This window comes from Pseudomonas silensiensis (assembly GCF_050434865.1).
Classification (GTDB): domain Bacteria; phylum Pseudomonadota; class Gammaproteobacteria; order Pseudomonadales; family Pseudomonadaceae; genus Aquipseudomonas; species Aquipseudomonas fluorescens_W.
Window position 1 is genome coordinate 1 of the sequence record NZ_JBNDJH010000034.1, and the last position, 25,236, is coordinate 25,236.

27 protein-coding genes and 1 pseudogene are annotated in these 25,236 nt (G+C 58.3%); 14 read left to right on the plus strand and 14 right to left on the minus strand.

Annotated features, from left to right (window positions below; all coding sequences use genetic code 11):
- Positions 1 to 271 precede the first annotated feature (271 nt).
- The gene (locus tag QF010_RS31320; protein WP_033055926.1) at positions 272 to 838 is read left to right on the plus strand and encodes an NAD(P)H nitroreductase; all 567 of its coding nucleotides are present in this window, start codon (positions 272 to 274) and stop codon (positions 836 to 838) included.
- Between the two features lie 222 nt (positions 839 to 1,060).
- Here QF010_RS31320 and QF010_RS31325 read toward each other — a convergent pair whose 3' ends face one another.
- The 6 genes from QF010_RS31325 to QF010_RS31350 all read right to left on the minus strand — a co-directional run bounded on the left by QF010_RS31325 (position 1,061) and on the right by QF010_RS31350 (position 5,217).
- On the minus strand, positions 1,061 to 2,401 hold the full coding sequence (locus tag QF010_RS31325) for a sensor histidine kinase (protein ID WP_033055927.1): 1,341 nt from the start codon (positions 2,399 to 2,401) through the stop codon (positions 1,061 to 1,063).
- A gap of 67 nt (positions 2,402 to 2,468) precedes the next feature.
- Positions 2,469 to 2,918 carry an LTXXQ domain protein gene (locus QF010_RS31330; RefSeq protein ID WP_033055928.1) on the minus strand — a complete coding sequence of 150 codons (450 nt, stop codon included), beginning with the start codon at positions 2,916 to 2,918 and terminating at the stop codon, positions 2,469 to 2,471.
- A 192-nt stretch (positions 2,919 to 3,110) separates the two neighbouring features.
- A complete protein-coding gene (locus QF010_RS31335; RefSeq protein WP_033055929.1) occupies positions 3,111 to 3,788 on the minus strand; it encodes a response regulator transcription factor in 678 nt (225 codons plus the stop codon).
- Positions 3,789 to 3,795: 7 nt separating this feature from the next.
- Positions 3,796 to 4,209, minus strand: coding sequence for an SH3 domain-containing protein (locus QF010_RS31340; protein ID WP_033055931.1), 414 nt, complete (start codon positions 4,207 to 4,209; stop codon positions 3,796 to 3,798).
- Between the two features lie 110 nt (positions 4,210 to 4,319).
- Positions 4,320 to 4,619, minus strand: a complete 300-nt coding sequence (locus QF010_RS31345) for a YciI family protein (protein WP_008156126.1) — start codon at positions 4,617 to 4,619, stop codon at positions 4,320 to 4,322.
- A 1-nt stretch (position 4,620) separates the two neighbouring features.
- On the minus strand, positions 4,621 to 5,217 hold the full coding sequence (locus QF010_RS31350; protein WP_033055932.1) for a septation protein A: 597 nt from the start codon (positions 5,215 to 5,217) through the stop codon (positions 4,621 to 4,623).
- A gap of 87 nt (positions 5,218 to 5,304) precedes the next feature.
- On the opposite strand from QF010_RS31350, the gene QF010_RS31355 reads away from it, so the two are divergent.
- The 6 genes from QF010_RS31355 to rluB all read left to right on the plus strand — a co-directional run bounded on the left by QF010_RS31355 (position 5,305) and on the right by rluB (position 10,409).
- On the plus strand, positions 5,305 to 6,168 hold the full coding sequence (locus QF010_RS31355; protein WP_033055933.1) for a PHP domain-containing protein: 864 nt from the start codon (positions 5,305 to 5,307) through the stop codon (positions 6,166 to 6,168).
- Positions 6,169 to 6,181: 13 nt separating this feature from the next.
- Complete coding sequence (locus QF010_RS31360; RefSeq protein WP_033056081.1) at positions 6,182 to 6,811, plus strand: L-threonylcarbamoyladenylate synthase; 630 nt, start codon at positions 6,182 to 6,184, stop codon at positions 6,809 to 6,811.
- On the plus strand, positions 6,812 to 7,633 hold the full coding sequence (locus tag QF010_RS31365; RefSeq protein WP_033055934.1) for a segregation and condensation protein A: 822 nt from the start codon (positions 6,812 to 6,814) through the stop codon (positions 7,631 to 7,633).
- Positions 7,634 to 7,644: 11 nt separating this feature from the next.
- Positions 7,645 to 8,637, plus strand: coding sequence for an SMC-Scp complex subunit ScpB (gene scpB / locus QF010_RS31370; protein WP_429534613.1), 993 nt, complete (start codon positions 7,645 to 7,647; stop codon positions 8,635 to 8,637).
- Between the two features lie 130 nt (positions 8,638 to 8,767).
- On the plus strand, positions 8,768 to 8,959 hold the full coding sequence (locus QF010_RS31375; protein ID WP_429512307.1) for a DUF1289 domain-containing protein: 192 nt from the start codon (positions 8,768 to 8,770) through the stop codon (positions 8,957 to 8,959).
- Between the two features lie 157 nt (positions 8,960 to 9,116).
- Entirely contained in the window at positions 9,117 to 10,409 is a 1,293-nt protein-coding gene (gene rluB / locus QF010_RS31380; RefSeq protein ID WP_033055938.1) for a 23S rRNA pseudouridine(2605) synthase RluB, read from the plus strand.
- A gap of 198 nt (positions 10,410 to 10,607) precedes the next feature.
- Here the strand turns inward: rluB and QF010_RS31385 are convergent, their stop codons facing one another.
- Positions 10,608 to 11,060 (minus strand): hypothetical protein, encoded by a 453-nt coding sequence (locus tag QF010_RS31385; protein ID WP_033055939.1) that lies wholly within the window; start codon positions 11,058 to 11,060, stop codon positions 10,608 to 10,610.
- A gap of 162 nt (positions 11,061 to 11,222) precedes the next feature.
- A pseudogene (locus QF010_RS31390) lies at positions 11,223 to 11,687 on the minus strand (helix-turn-helix domain-containing protein); the annotation flags it as partial.
- A gap of 712 nt (positions 11,688 to 12,399) precedes the next feature.
- Here QF010_RS31390 and QF010_RS31395 point away from each other — a divergent pair.
- The 3 genes from QF010_RS31395 (at position 12,400) to QF010_RS31405 (ending at position 15,971) form a co-directional block, all read left to right on the plus strand.
- Entirely contained in the window at positions 12,400 to 13,815 is a 1,416-nt protein-coding gene (locus QF010_RS31395) for an amino acid permease (RefSeq protein ID WP_429512310.1), read from the plus strand.
- A gap of 224 nt (positions 13,816 to 14,039) precedes the next feature.
- Entirely contained in the window at positions 14,040 to 14,453 is a 414-nt protein-coding gene (arfB, locus tag QF010_RS31400; RefSeq protein WP_429512312.1) for an alternative ribosome rescue aminoacyl-tRNA hydrolase ArfB, read from the plus strand.
- Positions 14,454 to 14,663: 210 nt separating this feature from the next.
- Complete coding sequence (locus QF010_RS31405; protein WP_033055944.1) at positions 14,664 to 15,971, plus strand: NHL repeat-containing protein; 1,308 nt, start codon at positions 14,664 to 14,666, stop codon at positions 15,969 to 15,971.
- Between the two features lie 125 nt (positions 15,972 to 16,096).
- Here QF010_RS31405 and QF010_RS31410 read toward each other — a convergent pair whose 3' ends face one another.
- From QF010_RS31410 to phhA, 6 genes are all read right to left on the minus strand, one after another.
- Positions 16,097 to 17,278, minus strand: a complete 1,182-nt coding sequence (locus tag QF010_RS31410) for an MFS transporter (RefSeq protein WP_429512316.1) — start codon at positions 17,276 to 17,278, stop codon at positions 16,097 to 16,099.
- Between the two features lie 105 nt (positions 17,279 to 17,383).
- Positions 17,384 to 17,581, minus strand: a complete 198-nt coding sequence (locus QF010_RS31415; RefSeq protein WP_429512318.1) for a hypothetical protein — start codon at positions 17,579 to 17,581, stop codon at positions 17,384 to 17,386.
- 77 nt (positions 17,582 to 17,658) lie between these two features.
- Positions 17,659 to 17,790, minus strand: coding sequence for a hypothetical protein (locus QF010_RS31420; RefSeq protein ID WP_008156098.1), 132 nt, complete (start codon positions 17,788 to 17,790; stop codon positions 17,659 to 17,661).
- Positions 17,791 to 18,068: 278 nt separating this feature from the next.
- The gene (locus tag QF010_RS31425; RefSeq protein ID WP_429534614.1) at positions 18,069 to 19,262 is read right to left on the minus strand and encodes an amino acid aminotransferase; all 1,194 of its coding nucleotides are present in this window, start codon (positions 19,260 to 19,262) and stop codon (positions 18,069 to 18,071) included.
- Entirely contained in the window at positions 19,262 to 19,618 is a 357-nt protein-coding gene (locus tag QF010_RS31430; RefSeq protein WP_008030478.1) for a 4a-hydroxytetrahydrobiopterin dehydratase, read from the minus strand. The genes QF010_RS31425 and QF010_RS31430 overlap by 1 nt, the downstream gene beginning before the upstream one ends.
- Positions 19,619 to 19,721: 103 nt before the next feature.
- Positions 19,722 to 20,507, minus strand: coding sequence for a phenylalanine 4-monooxygenase (gene phhA / locus QF010_RS31435; protein ID WP_033055950.1), 786 nt, complete (start codon positions 20,505 to 20,507; stop codon positions 19,722 to 19,724).
- 280 nt (positions 20,508 to 20,787) lie between these two features.
- Here phhA and QF010_RS31440 point away from each other — a divergent pair, with 280 nt between their 5' ends.
- The 4 genes from QF010_RS31440 to flgH all read left to right on the plus strand — a co-directional run bounded on the left by QF010_RS31440 (position 20,788) and on the right by flgH (position 25,036).
- Positions 20,788 to 22,350: a sigma-54-dependent phenylalanine hydroxylase transcriptional regulator PhhR gene (locus QF010_RS31440; protein ID WP_033055953.1), complete on the plus strand. Its 1,563-nt coding sequence runs from the start codon at positions 20,788 to 20,790 to the stop codon at positions 22,348 to 22,350.
- Between the two features lie 366 nt (positions 22,351 to 22,716).
- A complete protein-coding gene (locus QF010_RS31445; protein WP_429512325.1) occupies positions 22,717 to 23,457 on the plus strand; it encodes a flagellar basal body rod protein FlgF in 741 nt (246 codons plus the stop codon).
- A gap of 45 nt (positions 23,458 to 23,502) precedes the next feature.
- Positions 23,503 to 24,288, plus strand: a complete 786-nt coding sequence (flgG, locus tag QF010_RS31450; protein WP_033055957.1) for a flagellar basal-body rod protein FlgG — start codon at positions 23,503 to 23,505, stop codon at positions 24,286 to 24,288.
- Positions 24,289 to 24,340: 52 nt separating this feature from the next.
- Positions 24,341 to 25,036, plus strand: coding sequence for a flagellar basal body L-ring protein FlgH (gene flgH, locus QF010_RS31455; protein ID WP_033055959.1), 696 nt, complete (start codon positions 24,341 to 24,343; stop codon positions 25,034 to 25,036).
- The last annotated feature ends 200 nt before the right edge of the window (positions 25,037 to 25,236 follow it).

A 25,236-nucleotide genomic window follows, 5' to 3' on the forward strand; every position in this document is an offset into this window, starting at 1 on the left:
GGGGTGGGTGCGCGCCGCCGCTGCGCCGTCGTGCGGCTCAACCAAAAAACAAACCCCCCCCCCCCCCCCCCCCCCCCCCCCCCCCCCCCCCGCCCCGGCCCTTCGGGTTGTGCCTGGAAGCGGGCCAGGCTGCGTTGCAGTCCTTGGCAAGGGAACGACCATTCCCGGCGGACTGCGTCTTGCCTGGCCCGCTTCCAGGCAACAACGCGGCGCAGGCAATAATTGATGGCAGGCCCTAGAATAGCTTCACATTTTTTTCAGGAGGTGGCCGATGCAGGCTCTCGACGCTTTGCTCAACCGTGTTTCCGTTCCACGATTGATAGAACCCGCACCGACCGCAGAACAACGCGAAGTGTTGTTTGGCGCCGCGATGCGAGCGCCAGACCATGGCCACTTGCAGCCTTGGCGCTTCCTGACAGTCGAAGGCGCGGCGCGCGAGCAAATGGGCGAGTTGCTGGCCGAAGCGGCGAAGCTGCAGGACAGTGAAGTGTCCGAGGCGGCGCTGGACAAGGCGCGTAACGGTCCACTGCGTGCACCGCTGGTGGTTGTGGTGATCGCGCGGTTGCAGGATCACGTTAAGTATCCGAAGTCCGAACAACTGCTGGCAGCGGGCTGTGCGGCTCACGGGATTTTGCTGGCGGCTTATGCGCAGGGGATTGGCGCGGTGTGGCGTACCGGTGAACTGGCGTATTCGGCGCATGTGGCCAAGGGGTTGGGCCTGGCTGAAGGGGAAGAGGTGATTGCGTTTCTTTACCTGGGTACGCCGCAGAAGGAACCGCGGGTGGCGGAGAAGGTTGATCTGGCTGAGTTTGTCAGCGCCTGGCCGGGTCAGGCCTGAATCGTGTTGTTCTTGATTGAGGGGTGAATCATTGAGATCCACCCCTCACCCTAACCCTCCCGAAACGTCGGACCGCCCCAGAGGGGCGAGGGGACTGATCGAGGTGTTCTTGGAGCTGCATCGACCTGAAAAATCAGGTTGAACTCAGGATATGAAACGCCCCCGATCTGCTCCCTTTCCCCCTCTCCCCTGTGGGGAGAGGGCTGGGGTGAGGGGTGGATTTCAGAGCTGTACCACGGCCCCCGGCACCAATGGCAATTCGAGGCTGGCAATAAACCCGCCCTCCGGGTGATTGGCCAGCACCAGACTCCCGCCATGCCGCTCCGCCGCACGGCGCGCAATCGCCAATCCCAAACCATGTCCAGCCGCCGTCTGCCCCGGCGCACGATAGAACGGCTCACCCAACTGGCTCAAATGTGAAGCCTCTACGCCCGGCCCATGGTCACGCACACTGACCACAATCCGCTCACCCTGACGCACCGCCTGCATTTCAATCGCTTGCCCTACCGGGTTGAACCGCTGAGCATTGCGCAGCAGGTTGTCGACGGCGCGCTCGATCATGGTCGGCCAGCCTTTAAGGTTCAGCTGCGGCTCGGCCTCAAGGTGCACGTTCTGCTCCGGGGAACCCAATTGAGCATCCTTTTGCAGGGTGTTGAGCAGCGCATTGAGATCAACTTCTTCCGCGCTGGCGTTGTCGGCATCGACCCGCGCCAGAACCAGGATTTCGCTGATCAGCGCTTCCAGTCGGTCGCACTCCCGAGTGAGGCGCGGCCAGAGTTTTTCCCGTTCCTCAGGGTTGGCCCGCTCAGCCAGTGCCAGCGCGATGCGCAGCCGGGCAAGCGGTGAACGCAGTTCATGGGACACATCCCGCAGCAACTGTCGCTGACTGCCAATCAAACTTTGCAGGCGCGCGCCCATGCGGTTGAAGTCATTGGCCAGCACACCGAACTCATCGCGCCGGTTGGCCAGTTTTACCAGGCTGTTTTGTTGGTAGGTGGTTTGCCCCAGATCATGCACGGCACCGCGTAAGCGGCTGAGTGGGCGAGTAATGGACATCGTCACGAACAGGCTGAACAAGGTCAGCACCACCAGCGCGATACCCAGCGCACTCAACGGCCAGAGCAGGCTTTCGCGGTGCCAGGCGTCCAGTTCCGGGTGCGGAATTCGGTAGATCAGCAGGTAGGTGTCACCGGTTTTTTCGCTGGTGTACTCCGCCGTCAAACGACGCCACGGCAGGCGGCGATCATCGTTGTTCTGCCGCGCTTCGAAGGCCGCCGCCCTGCGTGGGAAAGTACCGCGCACCACCGGATCGCCACTCTCGTTGAGTACTTGAACGTCGATGTGATACTGGCGCTTGCGCTGTTCCAGAATGTCCTGGGCCGCGTCTTCACCCTGTGACTCGTAGGTTTGCGTCCACTGCTCGGCCAAGGTGTTGAGGCCCGGGTGGCGACTGAGAATCCACGCGTCCTGGTTGAGCATGTGCCCCAGCAGAATGGAAAGCCCTGCAACCAGAGCGATGGCCAACCAGAAGCTGGCCAGAATACGCCAGAACAATGAGCGCACAGAAAATCCTCAAGCAAAGAAAGCCCAACGGCGATTAACCGTTGGGCTGTGATATGACGCTAGAACATTATTGCGCCTTTTGCGGCTGTTGCGCTTTCCAGGCCTTGAACTCGGCCCATTCGGCGCGACGCTCAGCCTGTTTTTTCTGGATCTCGTCGAATTTCTTCTGTTGATCCGGTTTCAGCAGGGCGCGCACGTCGGCTTCAGCTTTCTTGTGGTTGGCCGCCATTTCATCTTTCATGGCTTTCTGGTCGGCTGGCGAGAGTTTTTCCAGGTACTTGTCGACCACTTGCTGACGCTCATGCATCTGCTCGCCCATGATTTTGCGGATCTGCTCGCGCTGTTCGCGGCTCAGGTCCAGCTGGCTGTACGGGCCTTTGCCGTGCATGCCGTGCATCTGACCGCCATGGCGTGAGCCGTCCATCGGGCCACCCATTGGGCCGGCACCTTCAGGCATGGCCATGGCAACGGTTGGCAGGGCGGCAGCGAACATCAGAGCGATAAGAGTCTTGCGCATGGTGAATCTCCTTGTCTCGTTCCCGGTACGTTCCGGATGAGTACAGATTACGGAGATCAAGGTCAGCGGCAGTCAGCGGAGCGTAAAGCTTAGGTAAAGACGAATCTGGACCTTCCTGACAAATCCAACACTTTCGCCGAACGCAGCCTCGCTGGGGCTCGACAGCTGCTAGAAAAACAGATCGTGTGGACTTTATAGGCTGTAGTAATAGCCGCGGCTACGCAGGGCCACGATGCGTGGGCGGCCGTCGGGGTGCGGGCCGATCTTTTTGCGCAGGTTGCTGACGTGCATGTCCAGGCTGCGGTCGTACAGCGTCAGTTTGCGGCCGAGGGCGATTTGCGCCAGTTCCTGTTTGTCCAGCGGCTCGCCGGGTTGCTTGAGCAGGGCTTCGAGCAAGCGGCTTTCGGAGACGGTGAGGGTGAATTCCTGTTCATCGATGCTGACCACGCCGCGCACCGGGCTGAAACACAGGTCGCCCAGTTCCAGCTGACTGGAGACTGCAGCCGGATGACTGCGGCGCAACACGGCGCGCAGACGGGCTGTCAGTTCCCGTGGGTCGCACGGTTTGGCCAGGTAATCGTCGGCGCCGAGTTCCAGGCCGAGGATACGGTCCAGCGGCTCGCCGCGGGCAGAGAGCATCAGCACCGGCAAGTCCGGGTGATCGCTGCGCAATTGCTTGAGCAGTTCCAGGCCGCTGCCGTCCGGCAGCATCACGTCCAGTACCACGGCTGCCGGCGATGTTTCGACCAGTGCGCGACGGGCGCTCAGACCATCGTGGCAGGCGCGGACGTGGAAGCCTTCCTGGCTCAACCAACTGCTCAGGAGCTCACACAGCTCCTGGTCATCATCAATTAATAACAGCTCGCTCATGACTCACTCAATTTAGCCATTGCCTACGTTTTCTGGTGGCGCCACTGGCGAAGATACCGCAGAGCAGCGCCAATAGCGCTACTGCGGCGCCGATGACGAACCACTGTTGCTGATCGGTCAATAGACGCGGCAGCGGGCTGCTGGCCTGGGCTTCCTTGAGTTGCAGCTTGAGGCGCTGATTCTCTTGGCGCAACCGGCTCAGCTGGGCGCTTTCGCGTTCGGCATCGGTATTTTGCAATTGTTTGCTCAGTATTTCTCGTTGCTGTTCGCTTGCCTTCAAGCGCTGTTGCAACTCGGTGATCTGGCTGCCGGCGCTCAGGGACAGCGGTGTGGAATTACCGCCCTCGGCGCTTTCTTCACCGTGGGCAGGGGCCACAATCGACAACGTCACCAACATCAGACACAACGGACCTTTGCGCATCGCCACTCCTGATTCCAATACGAGTATTGGGCAGGTTGTCGGCCGGTAAACGAGAATAATGAGCGTTGAGAGCGCGATGAACCGATATGGTTCATCGCGCTGGAGGGATATTACGGCAGGACTTGCTTGAACGGCTTGACCGAAACGTTGGCGTAGACGCCTGCGGCGATATACGGATCGGCGTCGGCCCAGGCCTGGGCGGCGCTCAGGGAATCGAATTCGGCGACGATCAGGCTGCCGGTGAAACCCGCAGCGCCCGGATCATTGCTGTCGACCGCCGGGTGTGGACCGGCCAAAACGATGCGACCTTCACCTTTGAGCACTTGCAGGCGCTCAAGGTGTGCAGGCCGTGCGGCCAGGCGAGCTTCCAGGGAGTTGGCGACGTCTGTGGCAATGATTGCGTAAAGCATGTCAGTCCTCGGTTTTTGGCGTTGTGGTATCGGCGTCGTGCAGGTGGCGGGACAGGTAAATGCCCTGGGCGACCAGGAACAGCAGCGTCATGCCCAGGCTGCCGAAGACTTTGAAGTCAACCCAGTAGTCCTGAAAGGTGAACGCGACGAACAGGTTGGCGGCACCGCAAAACAGGAAAAAACCGATCCAGGCGATGTTCAGACGGGTCCAGACCGGCTCCGGCAGGGTCAGCGCGTGGCCCATGATGCGTTTGATCAGCAGTTGTTCACCGATGAAGTGGCTGCCAATGAACGCCAGGGCGAACAGCCAGTTCACCACCGGGGCTTTCCATTTCAGGAAGGTTTCGCTGTGGAACGCCAGGGTCAGGCTGCCGAAGACCAGGCAGGCGATGAGGGTCAGCCACTGGCTCTTCTCGAGCTTGCGCTGCTTGATGAACAGCGTGCCGTAAACCACCAGGGAGCTGATGATCAGCATGGCGGTGGCGCTGTAAATGCCGCCTACAGTTACCTCATGACCGGCAATGTCGACGACCCGTGGATCGAGTTTGAAGACGATGAAGAACAGCAGAAGCGGGATGAAATCGATGAATTGTTTCACAGTGGCAGCCAGAAGCAGGATGTGGCGGCATAATAACAAACATATGGGCGCGCGATAGCGCCAGCTGATTTGAGGTAAAAAAGTCCTGTGAATGTTGATTTGCACTGCCATAGCACGGCCTCCGATGGCGCTCTCGCGCCTGCAGTACTGGTTGCGCGTGCGTTCGAGAAAGGCGTGCGAGTCCTGGCCTTGACCGATCATGACACCCTCGAGGGCCTCGACGAGGCTCGCGGTGCGGCGACCGCGCTGGGGATGCAACTGGTCAATGGCGTCGAATTGTCCTGCACCTGGGGCGGAGCGACCATTCACGTGCTGGGCTATGGTTTCGACGTCAACGCCGCACCGTTGGTCGAGGCCATCGCAAAATTGCACGATGGCCGCTGGCTACGGTCCGAAGAAATCAGCCGCAAGCTGGCCCTTAAAGGCATGCCGGGCGCGCTCGAAGGCGCCCGGGCCATCCAGCAGGAACTGGGCGACAGCGGCAATGCGCCGGCCCGCCCGCATTTCGCCGACTGGATGGTGCGTGAAGGTTACGTCAAGGACCGCGCTGAAGCGTTCCGCAAATGGCTGGGCGCCGGCAAGTTGGGGGACGTCAAGCAACATTGGCCGACCCTGGAAGACACGGTCGAAACCCTGCGCGCCGCGAAAGCCTGGGTCAGCCTGGCGCATCCGTGGCACTACGATTTCACTCGCAGCAAACGTCGCCGCCTGATTGCCGACTATATTCAAGCTGGGGGCCACGCTATCGAAGTGGTCAATGGCCATCAGCCCGCCGAGCAAGTGGGCAGCCTGGCGATTCTCGCCCGTGAGTTCGGTCTGCTGGTCAGCGCCGGCAGTGATTTTCATGGCCCTGGAGGCTGGTCCGAGATCGGTGAGTACCGCCCGCTCCCGGAGGATCTGCCGCCACTGTGGTGTCGATTCAAACATGACCCAATTATTGCCGCCGTCTGAACAGGTAGAGAATGTGAGTCAATTTTTCCAGATTCATCCGGAAAACCCGCAAGCGCGCCTGATCAAACAGGCTGTCGAGATCATCCGCAGCGGCGGGGTGGTGATTTATCCCACAGACTCGTCCTACGCCATTGGTTGCCAGATCGGCGACAAGAATGCCGTGGAACGCGTGCGCCGGTTGAGACAGTTGGACGAAAAGCACAACTTCGCGCTGATTTGCAGCGACCTGTCGCAACTGGGGCTGTTTGCCAAGATCGATACCGGCACCTTCCGCCTGCTTAAAGCTCACCTGCCGGGCCCTTACACCTTTATTCTCAACGCCACCCGCGAAGTCCCGCGGCTGTTGTTGCACCCGAAAAAACGCACCATCGGCCTGCGCGTGCCGAGCCATCCAATCGCCCTGGCGCTGCTGGAAGAACTCGGCGAACCGCTAATGAGCGTGACCCTGATCATGCCCGGCGACACCGATCCGATGACCGATCCTTACGAAATGCGTCAGTTGCTCGAGCATCAGGTCGACCTGATCATCGACGGCGGTTTCGGCGGGATCAAGGCGTCCACCGTGATCAACCTTGCCGATGGCGAGCCGGAAGTGATTCGCGTGGGTTGCGGCGACCCGACGCCGTTCATGGCCGAGGCGTAGATGTCTGCAGTAGAACCCGTTGTCGACAGTCAGGCCGGAGCCCAGCAAGAGCTGCCCTTCGCGATGGTCTATGGCCAGGCGGTCATGGAAATGCCGCTGGACCTGTACATTCCGCCGGATGCGCTTGAGGTCTTTCTCGAAGCCTTCGAAGGCCCTCTCGACCTGCTGCTGTACCTGATCCGCAAACAGAACATCAACATTCTCGACATCCCGGTGGCGGAAATCACCCGTCAGTACATGGGCTATGTCGAGTTGATGCAGTCGGTGCGCCTGGAGTTGGCGGCCGAGTACCTGGTCATGGCCGCGATGCTGGCCGAGATCAAATCGCGGATGCTGCTGCCGCGTGCCGAAACGATCGAGGCCGAAGAAGACGATCCTCGCGCCGAACTGATCCGCCGCTTGCAAGAGTACGAGCGGTTCAAGGCTGCTGCTGAAGGCATCGATGGCCTGACCCGTGTGGGGCGTGACGTGGTAGTCCCCAAACTCGACGCCCCGGAAGCCCGGGCACGCAAGCTGTTGCCCGACGTGCGTCTTTCAGAGCTGTTGTTGTCCATGGCAGAAGTGTTGCGCCGTGGCGACATGTTCGAAAGTCACCAGGTCAGCCGTGAGGCGCTGTCCACGCGCGAACGCATGAGTGATGTGCTGGAGCGCCTCAAGGGTGGCGGTTTTGTGCCCTTTGCCGAGCTGTTCACCGCTGAGGAAGGACGTCTGGGGGTGGTGGTAACCTTTATGGCGATTCTCGAACTGGTCAAGGAATCCTTGGTCGAGCTGGTGCAGAATGAGCCGTTCGCAGCGATCCACGTGCGGGCCCGAGCCGAATAACGAGTTGAATCATGAACCTGACTGAACCCCGCGAGCTGGCGCCACTGCTTGAAGCCTTTCTGTTGGCCTCGGGAAAACCACAATCGCTTGAACGCCTGTTCGAACTCTTCGAAGAGGGCGAGCGGCCGGAGCCGCCGGTCTTCAAGAAAGCCCTGACGATTCTCGCCAAGTCCTGCGACGGCCGCGCCTTCGAGTTGAAGGAAGTGGCCTCCGGGTATCGCTTGCAGATCCGCGAAAAGTTCTCGCCGTGGGTAGGACGTTTGTGGGAAGAGCGGCCGCAGCGTTATTCCCGCGCCATGCTCGAAACCATTGCGCTGATCGCCTATCGCCAGCCGATCACCCGGGGCGAGATCGAAGACGTGCGGGGCGTGGCGGTCAACAGTCACATCGTCAAAACCTTGCTGGAGCGCGAGTGGATCCGCATCGTCGGCTACCGCGACGTGCCGGGTAAACCGGCGATGTTTGCGACCACCAAGGCCTTTCTCGATCACTTCAACCTGAAAAACCTCGACGATTTGCCGCCGCTGGCCGAATTGCGGGAGCTGGAGCCTGATCCAGTGCTCGATTTCGACGACGCGCCTGTGCCTGCCGGATTGCAGGAGTTGGCCGACGCCAGCGCCGAGCCGGAAGAGCCGAAGGAGGAAACCAGTTTCCACACGTTGTTGCTGGAGCTGGACACCATGGAGGAGGGGCTCAAGACCGATTTCGACGACATTCTGCGCGATAGCGTGGTGACCGAGACCGAAGAGATCCTGGATCAGCCCGAGCTTGAGCCTGAAATCGAAGTTGAGCTTCAGGTCGAGCCCGAAGCCACAGTCGAAGAAGAGCAGGAAGAAGAGCTTGAAGAGGACGTGCTTGGCGTCGCCGAAGCTCGCGAAAAACTCCTCGCTGCCGTCGCCGCTCTGGAAAAACCGAAACCCGAGCCCGAGTTGACCGACGAAGAAGCCGAAGCCCGGGCACTTGCCGAAGCAATCGAGGCCGAACGCCGCGAATTCGACGACTGACCCCGGCCCCCTGTGGGAGTGAGCCTGCTCGCGATAGCGGTCTGTCAGTCAGTTAGATGTTGAATGTGCCGCCCTCATCGCGAGCAGGCTCACTCCTACAGTGGATTTGTGTTGTTTCCTGGAGATGGTGATGAGTTCGACAAAAGACCCCTGCATCAGCGTCTGCAAATTCACCGACGACATCTGCCTCGGCTGCGGTCGCAGCAAGCGCGAGATCAGGGCCTGGAAGAAATTCGACAAGGTGGACAAGCTCACGGTTCTTGCCGAAGCCTCGCGGCGGCTAATCAAGCTCGGTGCCACCGGTCGGCGGAAATCCAGGTAACGCCCCATTAATCAACTAGTCTCTGATGCGCGAACGCTCCCATGAGCGTATGATTCGCGACCCTTCGGCAATCCCTTTGCCCAAGCTCTTCAAAAAAGTACCCAGATTTACATCGCTCAGGCAAAAGCCTGAACAGACCACACCGGGAGGTGCCCAGATGAGTATCAAAGACCAGAAAGACGACCAGGAAATCGGCCCAGCAGGCGAGAAGCTGCAGAAAGTCCTCGCCCGTATCGGCGTCGGCTCGCGCCGTGACGTAGAAGCCTGGATCAGTCATGGCCGCATCAAGGTCAATGGCAAAGACGCCACCCTCGGGCAGCGCGTCGACATGCACGACGCCATCACCATTGATGGCAAGGTGATCAAGCGCGAAGAAGCCGCCGAGTCGGTACGCCGCGTGATCATGTACAACAAGCCGGACGGCGAAATCTGCACCCGCCTTGATCCGGAAGGTCGTCCGACCGTTTTCGACAAGATGCCGAAACCAAAAGAAGGTCGCTGGATCAACATCGGTCGTCTGGACATCAACACCACCGGCCTGCTGATGTTCACCACCGACGGTGAGTTGGCCAACCGTCTGATGCACCCTTCCTACGAAATGGACCGTGAATACGCGGTACGTGTGCGTGGTGAAGTCGATGACGAGATGATCGAGCGTCTGAAAGCAGGCGTCGTCCTCGAAGACGGCCCGGCCAAGTTCACCGACATCAAGCAGGCGCCAGGCGGCGAAGGTTTCAACCACTGGTACCACTGCGTGGTGATGGAAGGTCGCAACCGCGAAGTCCGTCGTCTGTGGGAGTCCCAGGGCCTGGTGGTCAGCCGTCTGAAGCGCGTGCGTTTCGGCCCGGTGTTCCTCAATTCCGACCTGCCGATGGGTCGCTGGCGCGAAATGAGCCAGTACGAAGTCGACATTCTGAGTGCTGAAGTTGGCCTTACGCCTGTGGCCATGCCGCAGATGAACGCCAAGAGCAAAGACAAGCTCGACCGCATGCAGCGTAAATCGTCGCGTCCAATGGGCAAGACCGAGCGCGTGCGTTCGTTGCGTCCAGCCATCGGTAACCAGACCGCTGCTACGCCGCGTGACTCCCGTGAACCGCAAATCGAAGGCGAGCGTCCAGCCCGCAAACCAGCAGCACCTCGTGCTGACGGCGAGCGCGGTCCACGCACGCCACGTCCGGCCAATGGTCGCACCGAGCGCGGCGAAGGCCGTGGTGCGCCAAGCGGTGGTCGTAGCGATCGCGGTGCTCCTCGTGGTGAGGCTCGTGGTGATTCGAGTCGCGGTACGCCAGTGGCAGATCGTCCTTCCGACACCAAGCGCCCGGCCAAGGCACCGGCGAAGAAGCGTCCAGGCATCGTCCTGGTCGACAAGGACGCGCCATCGGGCAAACGCCGTGGTGCGCCAGCCGGTTCGGGCCAGCGTCCAGGCTTCGGTCGTCGCAAGCCTGAGTAATCGGTAAGCGCTCCATAAAAAACGCCAACCCTCGGGTTGGCGTTTTTTTTCGTCTGGTTTTAGTTGGCTGATCGTTCCCACGCAGAGCGTGGGAACGATCATACTCAGATGAGAAACGACTTTATTCTGACATAGCACACCGGTTGCGGATTTCATTGATATTGGAAATTTCGTAGTGTTAATTATGATGGCGTCGATTTATACGTCAAATGTGAGGCTGCCAGTGTAGGTGTATGGTCCAGTGAACGTTACGTTTCCGTTAATTTTTCCAGATACATGTTTCTGGATAACAAGTGTTCCACCGTCGGCGTAATAAAATTGTTCATCTTGTCCAACGCCGAAATACACCGTGGCATACGGCCCACCATCAGGGGATACAGGGATGGGGTAGGTCCCACTGGGCGCATCTTTATTGTTATGCAGCTTGATAGTGATGTCGTTATAGACAATATCGACGTATTGCACCGCAAATATGGTCAGGGTTTCATCTGAATCGCTACGGTTCACATCTTGTGTATCAAAAATGACGGGAGGGTAAGTCGATCTCTGGATAAAACCCTTAATCACGCCGGTCTGCTTAGACGGGGATATGATTTTTTTGATCTGTGCTACCTGCTGCTTGAATAGTTCGGTTTTATTGTCGATTGTCATGTTAAGGCTCCTTTGATTAGAGTTTGTTACTGTAAAATATGTCATAAGGTTTTCGCACTTCGTACTGTCATAAATACCAGTTTTTTAGAGCCTTTTACGATATGCGTTATCGCATTCATGCGCGGCCTGATGGGGCTTCTGGTCTGGTGCCTTCGAATTAACTTACTTGTCTTGAACCGCTTGAACCGCTTGAAGCACTTCCCGCGCCCGTTGGATTTTATTCAGAAACTTCTCTCCCTTTACATTCCAAACGTATCGAGTCGGTTGGGTATTGCGTAATGCCATGAACGTTGTAATGGAGCTTTCCAGTTCACGCACAGAGGCGAATCTACCGTCGCGGAGATAGACCGTGATGTACCTGAAAAACCGTTCAACCATGTTCATCCATTCACTGGAAGTCAGGTGAGGCTTCAAATCGTTGGCGGCCCATAATTTATGAACGGTGCTTGGGGAAATGCCCGCAGTCCGCTCCGTGTTCCGACAACTCCATCGAGGCTCACCGATTCGGGGTTAAGTGACTTGTTCCAACACGCGACGGACAGTCTCGACTGGCAGCGACGACTTGCGTTCGCGTCCTGGCTTGTCGACGAGTCCATCCAGTCGAAATGCCTGAAAACGCTTGCACCAGTTGAAGTCGTAGTCGAAATACTCAATAAATTATTTCACGGACCACTCACTATGCCGAAGTGGAAAACAACCGTTACGCTATGTAACGGAAAGCTGACGTATTCGACGGTCTTGACCCCTGTAATCGCATGGTTCTGATTAGTGTAAGGAATTACTTCCATGCGCTGGCTGGGGCGAGCGCTTCGGCTGCTTCAGGCCTCTTGTTTCCCAGCCCCTTGAAGGGTGAGATGCGCCCCATGCCTGTCGTGCAGGTGCATAACAAGAAGGAGGCGCAATGTACGCCGTGACTCATCTCCATCTCTCCCCGTGGGGCGATTTTTCCGTCGCTCCCGTCGATGACCCGCAAAGGTCTGACTCTGATTTTGCAGCCGCCCGAGACCCTCGAGGCGGACACAGGCAATCCCGGCAAATGACACGCTGATCCAGTGGTGTCTGGCAGCAGGGGGTTACAGGTGTACAATGCGCCGCGTTTTAACTGTGACCTCCTGCGCATCTGCGCAAACCTCAAGGCTATCCGCCTTGTTCACTCCGCCGCGCCACAAGCGTGTCGGGTTCGATTTCGTCACAGATAAAAACAAACAGGTGACGCATGACCGTTGTAAAAACGCTGAACTCCTTTTGCCTTCGCTGGGGTTTGATCGGCGCTGCTTGACATCGCAACCGAGCAGCAACGTCTAACGAACATCATCAAACCTTGCGTGAGACCCTTTTCATGAGTGGACAAAACTCGCATTCAGGCGAGCTGAAACGCGGCCTGAAAAATCGCCATATTCAACTGATCGCCCTCGGTGGCGCGATCGGTACCGGGCTGTTCCTAGGCTCGGCCGGCGTGCTGAAATCCGCTGGCCCGTCGATGATCCTCGGCTACGCCATCTGCGGCTTCATTGCTTTCATGATCATGCGCCAGCTCGGCGAAATGATCGTCGAAGAGCCAGTCGCCGGTTCCTTCAGCCACTTCGCCCATAAATACTGGGGCGGTTTCGCCGGCTTCCTGTCGGGCTGGAACTGCTGGATTCTGTACATTCTGGTGGGCATGTCGGAGCTGACCGCGGTCGGCAAATACATCCACTACTGGGCGCCACACATCCCGACCTGGGTCTCGGCAGCCGGCTTCTTTGTCTTGATCAACCTGATCAACCTGGCGAACGTCAAAGTCTTTGGTGAGGCCGAGTTCTGGTTCGCGATCATCAAGGTGGTGGCCATCGTCGGCATGATTGCGCTCGGCAGCTACCTGCTGGTCAGTGGTGACGGCGGCCCGCAAGCGTCGGTGACCAACCTGTGGGTCCACGGCGGCTTCTTCCCGAATGGTGTCAGCGGCCTGGTGATGGCCATGGCGATCATCATGTTCTCCTTCGGCGGCCTGGAAATGCTCGGTTTCACCGCAGCTGAAGCCGACAAGCCGAAAACCGTGATCCCGAAAGCCATCAACCAGGTGATCTACCGGATCCTGATTTTCTACATCGGTGCGTTGGTTATCCTGCTTTCGCTGACGCCATGGGACAGCCTGCTGGCGACCCTGAACGCGTCGGGTGATTCCTACAGCGGCAGCCCGTTCGTACAAGTGTTCTCTATGCTTGGCAGTGACACCGCTGCGCACATCCTCAACTTCGTGGTCTTGACCGCGGCATTGTCGGTGTACAACAGCGGCACCTACTGCAACAGCCGCATGCTGTTGGGCATGGCCGAGCAGGGCGATGCGCCGAAAGCCTTGTCGAAGATCGACAAGCGCGGCGTGCCAGTGCGTTCGATCCTTGCTTCGGCGGCGGTGACGTTGATTGCCGTGTTGCTGAACTACCTGATCCCGCAAAACGCGCTGGAACTGTTGATGTCGCTGGTGGTTGCCACCCTGGTGATCAACTGGGCGATGATCAGCTTCTCGCACTTCAAGTTCCGCCAGCACATGAACAAAACCAAGCAGACGCCGCTGTTCAAGGCCCTGTGGTACCCGTACGGGAACTACATCTGCCTGGCGTTCGTGGTGTTCATTCTGGGCGTGATGTTGTTGATTCCGGGGATTCAGATCTCGGTGTATGCGATTCCGGTGTGGGTCGCGTTCATGTGGATTTGCTACGGCATCAAGAATAAGCGTCGTGACCGGCATGCATTGCAGGCTGCAAACGCGAAGTAAGCGCAGCATGCCGAAACAACAAACCCGGCCAATGTGCCGGGTTTGTCATTTTCAGGCTTCACACAAACCCCCTGTAGGAGTGAGCCTGCTCGCGGTAGCGGTGTGTCAGTCAACCTCTTTGTTGCCTGAAACGACCCCATCGCGAGCAGGCTCACTCCTACAGGGACCGCATTCGTTCAGTCCATTCGCGGTATCCTGCGCGTTCTGAATACGGACGCTTTTCCATGCTGGTGATTTCCAACAATGTGCATCTGCCGGATGCCGAGATCGAGTTGACCGCCATTCGTGCCCAGGGCGCCGGTGGGCAGAACGTCAACAAGGTCTCCAGCGCGATGCACCTGCGCTTCGACATTCCGGCCTCGTCCTTGCCCGAGTTCTACAAGGAGCGCTTGCTGGCGCTGCGCGACAGTCGCATCACCAGCGAAGGGGTGTTGATCATCAAGGCCCAGCAATACCGCACGCAGGAAGCCAATCGCGCGGATGCGCTGGAGCGGCTGACCGAGTTGATCCTCAGTGCCACCAAGGTCGAAAAGAAGCGTCGTCCGACCAAACCGACCCTCGGTTCGAAGAAGCGTCGGTTGGAGTCCAAGAACAAGCGTGGCAGCATCAAGGCCGGGCGTGGCAAGGTGGATTTCTGAGTCGATAGCGAGTCAAAGCGATGATTCGACTGGTCGCCGTCTTATTCCTTATTTCCATTTCATTGGATGGGTATTGCGAAACACTTTGGTTTGATAACGTTATAAGGCCGTGAGTCCGTTGGGTACTGTCATGTTTGACAGGTTACGTGATCTTTTTGATGGCGTTTAATGTTCTCGGGAACTTCCCCTGATTTTACGGATTAAGTAGAAATGAATCATTCCAGCGATGAGCAGCGCCTCACGTCTACGCGTGGCAGTGTGGATTATAGTTTTGGTGTGGCGGGCAAGGTTTATTTATATGACGGCCCGGAAAACACATTCCTGCAGCCCCGCGCGATCCATGTATTTCCTGACGGTAAAATGCTGTGTGCCGCGAGCTCTGAATCGCTGCAAATGACTTACCTGATCATGCTGGACGAACGAGGTGTTATTGATGAGGCATTTGGAACCGCGGGAAAGTGCCGAATTAAAGTGCCTGATTACTTCCCAAGTTTAAAATTTGGGCAGCCTTTTGCGTTGCAGTACGACGACGAGCGTAAAAAAATTGTAATGGGGTTTTATGCTAAGGGTGAAGTCTATACGCCATGGTTGGGGGCTGTGAGATTCGACTTGAATGGCCATCTGGATACAACTTTTGGTGTTGGCGGTGTGATGGTGTGTGAGTATGATCTGAAAAACCAGGAGCTCGATGCGCTGTCCTCTGGCAATGCGAACATTGAAGGTCCAAATGCCCTGGGTTACTCGCCTTCAATGGTGGTGTTGGGGGACGGCAGTATTATGTTTTCATCCCTCATCGAACTCGTTTTTACATATACGGTTTTAACGAAAGTGACTTTTGATGGTGTGCTGGATGAATCATTCGGGAGGAAGGGGTTCGTAATGATCTCCCATAAAAACCGACACGCAAAAACCGAAGATCTTATTCGACAAGGTGAAAAAGTTTTGCTGGCTGCCAATTCCAGTCTGCAGTGGGAAGGCGAATGGTTCGTTGGGCGATACAATGCTGACGGTAGTCTGGATGAAAGTTTTGCAACGGATGGGTATTACGACTCTCGCTCAGGAGTCAAATCACGTCTGTTGTGGAGAGAGGATGAGAAAGAGCTCTACATTATTGGTACGAGTGCCAACACGGCCGGGCAGCATTTATTTGTTAAAGTTCAGCGCATAGGCGTTGATGGCCTGGAGGATCCGCATTACGGCGATCGAGGTTGGTCTGACGCCTTGGATAATTCATTCATCGGTCAAACCGTCGTCTGGCAGGCTAAGCTGTACAACTCAGGATCGACCATTGTGTTGGCAGGCCATGTTGAACTCAATTCGAACGACAGGCGAACAGTCATCGCGAGTATCGAACAGGATATGGGGTGGGATGGCGCGTTCGGTAACGAAGGGCGGGTCATGTTGGGCGCAGAAGTCGTGGTGCATGCGCTGGCTGTACAGGCTGATCGCAAGGTCGTTTATATTTCAAGTGTGAACAACGCTCTCGAAACTTTTGCAATCAATCGATTGCACGGTTGAGTGCTTGGGTCATCTGCCGCCGTAGGAGCAGCGAAGCATCTCAAGATTAGAGAGCGTGGGCGTATACCATTGGCCGTTCAGCCCTGTGCGACTGAGCGGTCAGTTTTTATTGACGACTTTTTTGTTCAATAATGACGCGTTTTTTGCCGTTGCAAGTAAATGCTCAAGATCAAGCCACCCAAGGCGGCAAGGGCAGCGAACAGGAAGATCGAGGCAAAACCAAAGCCTGCCGCAATCGCACCGGCCAGCGGCCCGGTAATCCCCAGCGACAAATCGATGAACAGCGAATAAGCCCCGACTGCCGCGCCACGACTTGAGGCCGGCACCAGATTGACCGCTTCCACCCCCAGTGCGGGGAACACCAGCGAGAAACCGAACCCGCTTAGCGCCGCACCGGCCAGTGCCCAATGAGCGTCCGGCGCCAGCCACAGCAGCAACAGCCCCAGTGTTTCCACCGACAGGCAGACAATCGCCACGCGAAAGCCGCCGAGACGGTTGATCAGGTTGCCGAACAGCAGCCGTGCACCGATGAAACTGGCACCGAACAAACTCAAGCACAGCACCGCGTTGTCCCAATGCTGCGTGGCGTAATACAACGTGATGAACGTCGCGATAGTGCCGAAACCGATGGAGCCCAGCGCCAGGCCGCAACCATGTGGCAGCACGCGCCCCAGCACATGCATGAACGGCAAACGCTCACCGACCACAATCGGCGCAGCGGTCTTCGGCCAGGCCAGCACCAGACCTAGGACGGCCAGCAACATGATGCTCACGCCCATGCTCCACAAACCTAATTGACTGACTAGCAGCACGCCCAGCGGTGCGCCGACCGCCAGTGCGCCATAACTGGCGATGCCGTTCCAGGAGATGACCTTGGCAGTGTTCGCCGCGCCGACCCGACCGATGCCCCAGCCGATCGAACCGGAGCCCACCAGGCTTTCCGCGCTGCCGAGCACCAGGCGGCCGATCAACAGGCTGATCAGGCTCAAGGTCGGCAGGCTCTGGGTCCAGGCCGACATCAACATGAACACACCGCTCAAACCGCAGCCGGCGAGGCCGTACATCACGGCGAGTTTGCTGCCCTTGTTGTCGATGATTTTCCCGGCATAAGGGCGGCTGAGCAGGGTGGCCAGGTATTGCACGCTGATCACCAGGCCGGCGATGACCGCGCCGAAGCCCAGGTCGCTGTGGACGTAGCCCGGCAATACGGCCAGGGGAATGCCGATATTCAGGTAGCCGATGAAGGTGAACAGGACGATGGAAACGACTTGCAGCGTGACCGCCAGGGGGCGCTGGTTTTCAGACATGGGTAAAGATCCACGGGAAAGCAGGATAGATAGGCTGCTTATGATAGCGGCGCAAGCGGCTGCGGGTCGTGGAAAAAGTAAAACTATTTACCGGGCGGGGATGAATCAGGGTTTGGCGGGAGCGACCAGGTGCGTGGTGACCAGGGCGGCCAGGGCGTTTTCTTCGCTGCCGAAACGGGCGAGCAGCGCGGCGCGTTTCTCGGGGGAAAGGCGATTCCAGATCTCGATCATCTTCTCGGTGGTACCGATCAAGACGCTGGCCTGCAGCTCTTCATCAAAAGGAGGGGAGAAGTCGTCGGTCATGGTGTGGGGCTCAAGGGTTCAGGCGGTGTGGAAAGCGCATGTTAGCGCTTTCCACACGGTCTGGCATTGCAGGTGAATCAGTCTTCGCTGTCGGCCTTGCGGCGTTCAGTGGCTTCTTTTGGCTCGGGCTGTTGGGCGCCGGCTTGTTGCGTGGGTGTCTGCTCAGTTTCGTGCAGGCTTGGGAAGGGGAGATTAGGGATCTCGTGCATGTTTCGCGCTCCTCGCAAAGTCTGTTGATAGATCTGGTAGATCCGCGCTTTTAAAAAGCTTGGGGAGGATACAGCAGAAGAAATGACAAAAAGACTTTTATATCTAATTGTTGCGACGGATGGGATTGTCTAGACAGGTTAGTAGCAGCACCACAAAACAATTGTGGGAGTGAGCCTGCTCGCGATAGCGGTGTGTCAGTCAACAGATGTATCGACTGACTTTCCGCTATCGCGAGCAGGCTCACTCCCACAGGGGGAGGGGCTTTGCAGGGCTTGAGTTATTTGCAGACTTCGGCGATCGCCTCGGCCAGCAGGTCCAGCCGGGTTGCGTCGATTCCGGCGACGTTGGCCCGGCCAGTGCCCACCATGTAAACGCTGTGATGATCGCGCAGTTGTTTGACCTGGTCCGGCGTCAAACCGGTGTAGGAAAACATCCCGCGCTGCACGCCGATGTGCGCAAAGCGTTCGCGCAAACCATGAGGTTCAAGCGCTTCAACCAAACCGCTACGCAGTTGGGCGATACGCAAACGCATGGCTTCCACTTCGTCGGTCCAAAGGCTTTTCAGCTCGGGGTCACCGAGGATGGTCGCTACCACCGCAGCGCCGTGATCCGGTGGTGTCGACCACAGGTTGCGGGCGATGTTGGCCAGTTGGCTGCGGATATCCACCAGCTTGTCAGCGGTTTTCGCGCAGACAATCAGCGCGCCGGTGCGGTCGCGGTAGAGGCCGAAGTTCTTCGAGCAGGAACTGGTGATCAGCACTTCCGGTAACGCGGCAGCGAACAACCGGGTCGACCAGGCGTCCTGTTCCAGGCCATCGCCGAAGCCCTGGTAGGCGAAGTCGATCAGCGGCACCAAATCGCGACTGCGCATCACGTCCAGCACCCGGCGCCAATCGTCGTGGGACAGATCGAACCCGGTCGGGTTATGGCAGCAGGCGTGCAGCAGCACCACATCGCCCTTCGGCGCTTCATTGAGCACTGCAAGCATCGCTTCGACGTCGAGACGGTTATCGCTGCCAACATACGGGTAATGACTGACCTTGACTCCGGCTGCCGCGAAGATGGTTTCGTGGATCGGCCAGGTCGGGTTGCTCAGCCACACGCCACGCCCCGGCAGACACTGGGCGATAAAGTCGGCACTCAAGCGTAGCGCGCCAGTGCCACCCGGTGTTTGGGTCGCGCCGGCCCGTTGTTCGGCGATCAGCGGGGAATCGGCACCCAGCACCAATTCAACGATGGCTTTGCCGAACGCCGGTTCACCGTGGCCACCGATGTAGGTCTTGGTGGTCTGACGATCTACCAGACGTTGCTCGGCGAGCTTCACGGACTGGGGGATCGGTGTCAGGCCCTGGGCATCTTTATAGACGCCCACGCCGAGGTCGAATTTGCGCGGGTTGGGGTCCTGCGCATAGGCCTCCATCAGGCCGAGAATCGGGTCGCCGGGTACTCGTCCGATGGCGTCGAAATGCATTATTTGCGGCCCTCGGCGTCCTTGGCCACTTCGTCAGTGCGCGCGGCCATGATGAAATCGTTGCGATGCAGGCCTTTGATGGAGTGGCTCCACCAGGTCACGGTGACTTTGCCCCACTCGGTCAGCAGACCTGGGTGGTGACCTTCAGCCTCGGAGATTTCACCGACGGCGTTGGTGAACGCCAGTGCGTGTTTGAAGTTCTTGAACAGGAAAACTTTTTCCAGCTGCATCACGCTGTCGCGCACTTCAATGTTCCAGTCAGGAATCTGCTTGATCAGTACCGGCAGTTCTTCGTCGCTGACCTGAGGGGCATCGGCGCGGCAGGCTTCGCAATGGGCTTGGTTCAATGTGGACATGATGGGTTCCTGAAATCGAATTATTGGAATTCGGCCGTCAATTCACCACGCTAAACCAAAGCGTCGGTTCCTGACAGGCTCACTTGATTCTAAAAGCTGCGGATCACGCAGCCTTTGGCGGAAATTTTGGTGTGTGCAAGCCCAGCTGCATGCCTTGCTTGACCATGCCCATGATGTCTTCGTGGGCGAGGTCGAACAGGCGCTTGAGGTTCGGCAGGACAAAGTACAGCGGTTGCAGGATGTCGATGCGGTACGGCGTGCGCATGCATTCCAGCGGGTCGAAGGCCTGATGCTCAGGTTCGTTCGACAGGCAGTAAACGGTTTCTTTTGGAGAGGAAAGAATGCCGCCGCCGTAAATGCGCAGGCCTTCAGCTGTATCGACCAGGCCGAACTCGATGGTCATCCAGTACAAACGCGCCAGGTACACGCGTTCTTCCTTGGAAGCCTGTAGGCCAAGTTTGCCGTAGGTGTGGGTAAATTCAGCGAACCAAGGGTTGGTCAGCAGCGGACAGTGGCCAAAAATCTCGTGGAAAATGTCCGGCTCTTGCAGGTAATCCAGCTCTTCGCGGGTACGAATAAACGTCGCTACCGGGAACTGCTTGTTGGCGAGCAATTCGAAAAAGGTCTGGAAGGGGATCAGCGCGGGTACCCGGGCAACCTGCCACCCGGTGGTTTCACCGAGGACCTTGTTGATCTCACCGAGTTGCGGAATGCGGTCGTGGGGCAGACCGAGTTTTTCGATACCGTCCAGGTATTCCTGGCACGCACGACCCTCGATCACTTTCAGTTGGCGAGTAATCAGCGTGTTCCACACCGCGTGTTCTTCGGCGGGGTAGTCGATAAAACCTTGCGCATCGGGCTCACGAGCCACGTATTGCGTCTGCTTCATGCTGCTCTCCTGCTAGGGGATTTCGTTCTTGTTATGTCCTGCTATGGACTTAGAAATACCTCAAGAAATGCGGCTTTGCAGCACGCGAGTAGCGCAGCTCGTAGGAAAAATCGTCGATTTTTGTAAAGTATTCGTTACGGATCGGCCGCTGTGGCGTAGGGATTGCGATTTCAGGGTTTGAAATGGTGTGCAGGTGTCACATAATCTTGACGACTAAGTTGTTGCCTGTGCAGAAAAATCCCTGTTCAGGCCCACGATCACCTCTGTTTCGGGCCTTTATATGCGTATCAAAGTCCACTGCCAGAACCGCATCGGCATCCTGCGCGACATTCTCAACCTGCTGGTTGAGTACGGGATCAACGTCGCTCGCGGCGAGGTTGGCGGAGAGCATGGCAACGCGATCTACCTGCATTGCCCCAACCTGATCAACATTCAGTTTCAGGCGTTGCGCCCCAAGTTCGAGTCGATTGCCGGGGTTTTTGGCGTCAAGCGCGTAGGGCTGATGCCCAGCGAGCGTCGGCACATGGAACTCAATGCGTTGCTCGGCGCCCTGGAGTTCCCGGTGCTGTCGATCGACATGGGCGGTTCGATCGTCGCGGCCAACCGCGCGGCGGCGCAGTTGCTCGGCGTGCGGGTGGATGAGGTGCCAGGGATTCCGCTGTCGCGTTACGCCGAGGATTTTGACTTGCCGGAACTGGTGCGCGCCAACAAGTCGCGGATCAACGGCTTGCGGGTGAAGGTCAAGGGTGACGTGTTTCTCGCCGACATCGCGCCGCTGCAATCGGAGCATGACGACAGCGAAGCCATGGCCGGCGCGGTACTCACGCTGCACCGCGCCGACCGGGTCGGTGAGCGCATCTATAACGTACGCAAGCAGGAGTTGCGCGGCTTCGACAGCATTTTTCAAAGCTCGAAGGTGATGGCTGCCGTCGTGCGCGAAGCCCGACGCATGGCGCCGCTGGATGCGCCGCTATTAATAGAAGGCGAAACCGGTACGGGTAAAGAGTTGTTGGCGCGAGCCTGCCACCTGGCGAGTCCGCGGGGGCAGTCACCGTTGATGGCGCTTAACTGCGCGGGTTTGCCGGAGTCCATGGCCGAGACGGAGCTGTTCGGCTACGGCCCCGGCGCTTTCGAAGGGGCGCGGGCCGAAGGCAAGCTCGGGCTGCTGGAGCTGACGGCAGGCGGTACGCTGTTTCTCGATGGCGTCGGGGAAATGAGCCCGCGTTTACAGGTGAAATTGCTGCGTTTCCTGCAGGACGGTTGCTTCCGTCGTGTGGGCAGCGATGAAGAGGTTTATCTGGATGTACGGGTGATCTGCGCGACGCAGGTCGACCTGTCCGAGCTGTGCGCACGGGGTGAGTTTCGCCAGGATTTGTATCACCGTTTGAACGTGCTTTCGCTGCACATCCCGCCACTGCGCGAATGCCTCGATGGTTTGACGCCGTTGGTGGAACACTTCCTCGATCAGGCCAGTCGGCAGATCGGTTGCCCGCTGCCGAAACTGGCGCCGGCGGCGATGGAGCGGCTCAGTCACTACCATTGGCCGGGCAATGTTCGGCAATTGGAAAACGTGTTGTTCCAGGCGGTTTCGTTGTGTGAGGGTGGGACCGTCAAAGCCGAACATATTCGCCTGCCGGACTACGGCGTGCGTCAGCCACTTGGCGATTTCTCGCTCGAGGGCGGGCTTGACGAGATTGTCGGGCGTTTCGAGAAAGCGGTGCTGGAGCGTTTGTATTCCGAGCACCCGAGCAGTCGGCAACTGGGTAAGCGGTTGGGGGTTTCGCATACGACCATTGCCAACAAGTTGCGTGAGTACGAAGTCGGCAAAGAACCCGGCGCTTAAGCTGAGGCAATGACTACTTTGTGGCGAGGGAGCTTGCTCCCGCTCGGGCGCGAAGCGGCCGCAAAACCATCCGACGCGACTTCCCTGTCAGGCCTCGGCCAATCTTTTGGGGCGGCTTCGCAGCCCAGCGGGAGCAAGCTCCCTCGCCACAGGGGGATCTTTTGACTGCAAAGGTCAGTGCTTGCCACTAACCGGCATAACACCGCCGGTTTTTCGTCTCTGACTCAATCCTCAATTCCCCTCTGAACCCCTCAAGTCCTTTGTTTGCCGGTCCCCGCGCCGCCAGAAAAAAGTTGGTCTGCAAATTGCTTATGGCTCATCAGTACAGCAGTGGGCGGCAAACGTCCGGCATGCAGAGGAAAGAGTGTGGACAAGTACCTTTATGTGGCAATGACCGGCGCCAGCCAGAATGCACTGGCGCAAAAGGCTCATGCGAACAACCTGGCGAACATCTCCACTAACGGCTTCCAGAAAGACCTGGAGCAGGCGCGTTCGATGCCGGTGTTCGGTGACAGCTTTCCGGCGCGTGCGTTTGCCCTGTCCGAACGTCCGGCCACCGACTTCTCCCCTGGCGCGCTGGTGGAAACCGGTCGCGACCTCGATGTCGCGGTGCAAGGCAATGGCTGGATCGCCGTGCAGAACCCTGACGGCGGCGAAAGCTACGTGCGCACCGGCAGCTTGAACGTCGACGCCCTGGGCGTGCTGCGGGCCGGCAACGGTATGCCGGTGATGGGCAATGGCGGGCCGATTGCCGTGCCGCCCGAGCAGCAAATCGAAGTGGGCGAGGACGGCACCATCAGCATTCGCGCGATGGGCGAAGGTCCGCGCGTGATGGCGGAAGTCGACCGCATCAAGCTGGTTAATCCTGATTTCAAGAACATGACCAAAGGCCTGGACGGTTCGATCCACACCAAGGACGGTAAGCCGGCGCAAGCCGATGCCAACGTCAAACTGGTGTCCGGTTTCCTTGAGTCGAGCAACGTCAACGCCGTGGAAGAGATGACTTCGGTGCTGGCCCTGGCCAAGCAGTTCGAGCTGCACATCAAGATGATGAACACCGCCAAAGAAGACGACCAGGCCATGGCTCGGGTCTTGCAGATCAGCTAATTATCAGAACGTCGCGCCGTAAAACAGGCGCACGAGGAGAATCGAATGCTTCCGGCTCTATGGGTTGCCAAAACAGGTCTGTCCGCCCAGGACACCAACCTGACGACCATTTCCAACAACCTGGCCAACGTGTCGACCACGGGTTTCAAACGTGACCGCGCCGAATTCCAGGACTTGCTCTACCAGATCAAACGCCAGCCAGGCGCCCAGTCGACCCAGGACAGTGAACTGCCGTCGGGCCTGCAATTGGGTACCGGTGTGCGCATTGTCGGCACCCAGAAAAACTTCACCGCCGGTAGCCTGCAAACCACCGAGCAACCGTTGGACATGGCCATCGACGGTCGCGGTTTCTTCCAGATTCTGCAGCCGGACGGCACGACTTCCTACACCCGTGACGGTACGTTCCACCTGGACTCCAATGGTCAGATCGTGAACTCCAGTGGCTTCGCTCTGGAACCGGCCATTGTCATCCCGAACGATGCACAGACCTTCACTGTCGGTCGCGACGGCACCGTGTCCATCACCGTTGCCGGCAACCCGGCATCTCAGGTGATCGGCAACCTGCAAACCGCCGACTTCATCAACCCGGCCGGTCTGCAGGCTGTGGGCAACAACCTGTTCCTGGAAACCGCTGCCAGCGGCGCGCCGCAAGTCGGCACCCCGGGCCTGGCCGGTTTCGGCACCACCCTGCAGAACACCCTGGAAACCTCGAACGTCAGCACCGTTGAAGAGATGGTCAACATGATCACCACTCAGCGCGCTTACGAGATGAACTCCAAGGTGATCTCCACCGCCGACCAGATGCTCTCGTTCGTAACGCAGAATCTGTAATCAAGTCTATGAGGCGACCATGAGGTCGCCTGCAACACCGTGAGGTAGGGTCATGAATCGCTTCGTATCTGTTCTGGCACTGAGTGGGATCGCCGCGCTTTCGGGCTGCGTCGGTCCGACGCCCAAGCCCAATGACCCTTACTACGCTCCGGTGTTGCCGCGCACACCGCTGCCGGCTGCCGCCAATAACGGCTCGATCTACCAGGCCGGTTTCGAACAGAACCTGTACAGCGACCGCAAGGCGTTCCGGGTCGGCGACATCATCACCATTACCTTGAACGAGAAGACCCAAGCCAGCAAAAACGCCAATTCCCAGGTCGGCAAGAACAGTAAGACCAGCATTGGCCTGTCCTCATTGTTCGGCAGTACGCCCAACACGAATAACCCGCTCGGCAGCGGCGACCTGAGTCTGGATGCCAGCTACAGCGGCGACCGCGCGACCAAAGGTGACAGCAAGGCCGGGCAGGGCAACAGCCTGACTGGCTCGATCACGGTGACCGTCGCTGACGTGTTGCCCAACGGCATCATCGCCGTACGCGGCGAGAAGTGGATGACCCTCAATACCGGTGATGAACTGGTGCGGATTGCAGGGCTTGTTCGTGCCGATGACATCGCGACTGACAACACCGTTTCGTCGACCCGTATCGCCGATGCGCGCATCACCTATTCGGGCACCGGTTCGTTTGCCGATGCGAGTCAGCCAGGCTGGTTCGACCGTTTCTTCCTCAGCCCGCTGTTCCCTTTCTAGGTGGGGGGCGTGTCATCTCTTATTTCCTGGGTTGCGCCGGGTCTGCTTTTACGCAGGGCAAGGCGCGAGGAGTGTGGTTTGGTTGTTCCAAATAAACGACGAGTAACGCTGCCCTGCGTAAAAGCAGGCCCGGCCCTTCGGGTTGTGCCTGAGCGCGCGCCATGCTGCGTTGCAGGCCTTGCCAAGGGAGCGACCATTGG

Bases quoted from the DNA above. Each gene is read 5' to 3' on its own strand.
- QF010_RS31320 (WP_033055926.1), top strand. From the start codon at position 272: ATGCAGGCTCTCGACGCTTTGCTCAACCGTGTTTCCGTTCCACGATTG.
- QF010_RS31330 (WP_033055928.1), bottom strand. From the start codon at position 2,918: ATGCGCAAGACTCTTATCGCTCTGATGTTCGCTGCCGCCCTGCCAACC.
- QF010_RS31335 (WP_033055929.1), bottom strand. From the start codon at position 3,788: ATGAGCGAGCTGTTATTAATTGATGATGACCAGGAGCTGTGTGAGCTC.
- QF010_RS31340 (WP_033055931.1), bottom strand. From the start codon at position 4,209: ATGCGCAAAGGTCCGTTGTGTCTGATGTTGGTGACGTTGTCGATTGTG.
- QF010_RS31345 (WP_008156126.1), bottom strand. From the start codon at position 4,619: ATGCTTTACGCAATCATTGCCACAGACGTCGCCAACTCCCTGGAAGCT.
- QF010_RS31365 (WP_033055934.1), top strand. From the start codon at position 6,812: ATGTCTGCAGTAGAACCCGTTGTCGACAGTCAGGCCGGAGCCCAGCAA.
- scpB (WP_429534613.1), top strand. From the start codon at position 7,645: ATGAACCTGACTGAACCCCGCGAGCTGGCGCCACTGCTTGAAGCCTTT.
- QF010_RS31375 (WP_429512307.1), top strand. From the start codon at position 8,768: ATGAGTTCGACAAAAGACCCCTGCATCAGCGTCTGCAAATTCACCGAC.
- rluB (WP_033055938.1), top strand. From the start codon at position 9,117: ATGAGTATCAAAGACCAGAAAGACGACCAGGAAATCGGCCCAGCAGGC.
- QF010_RS31385 (WP_033055939.1), bottom strand. From the start codon at position 11,060: ATGACAATCGACAATAAAACCGAACTATTCAAGCAGCAGGTAGCACAG.
- QF010_RS31395 (WP_429512310.1), top strand. From the start codon at position 12,400: ATGAGTGGACAAAACTCGCATTCAGGCGAGCTGAAACGCGGCCTGAAA.
- arfB (WP_429512312.1), top strand. From the start codon at position 14,040: ATGCTGGTGATTTCCAACAATGTGCATCTGCCGGATGCCGAGATCGAG.
- QF010_RS31405 (WP_033055944.1), top strand. From the start codon at position 14,664: ATGAATCATTCCAGCGATGAGCAGCGCCTCACGTCTACGCGTGGCAGT.
- QF010_RS31410 (WP_429512316.1), bottom strand. From the start codon at position 17,278: ATGTCTGAAAACCAGCGCCCCCTGGCGGTCACGCTGCAAGTCGTTTCC.
- QF010_RS31415 (WP_429512318.1), bottom strand. From the start codon at position 17,581: ATGACCGACGACTTCTCCCCTCCTTTTGATGAAGAGCTGCAGGCCAGC.
- QF010_RS31420 (WP_008156098.1), bottom strand. From the start codon at position 17,790: ATGCACGAGATCCCTAATCTCCCCTTCCCAAGCCTGCACGAAACTGAG.
- QF010_RS31425 (WP_429534614.1), bottom strand. From the start codon at position 19,262: ATGCATTTCGACGCCATCGGACGAGTACCCGGCGACCCGATTCTCGGC.
- QF010_RS31430 (WP_008030478.1), bottom strand. From the start codon at position 19,618: ATGTCCACATTGAACCAAGCCCATTGCGAAGCCTGCCGCGCCGATGCC.
- phhA (WP_033055950.1), bottom strand. From the start codon at position 20,507: ATGAAGCAGACGCAATACGTGGCTCGTGAGCCCGATGCGCAAGGTTTT.
- QF010_RS31440 (WP_033055953.1), top strand. From the start codon at position 20,788: ATGCGTATCAAAGTCCACTGCCAGAACCGCATCGGCATCCTGCGCGAC.
- flgG (WP_033055957.1), top strand. From the start codon at position 23,503: ATGCTTCCGGCTCTATGGGTTGCCAAAACAGGTCTGTCCGCCCAGGAC.
- flgH (WP_033055959.1), top strand. From the start codon at position 24,341: ATGAATCGCTTCGTATCTGTTCTGGCACTGAGTGGGATCGCCGCGCTT.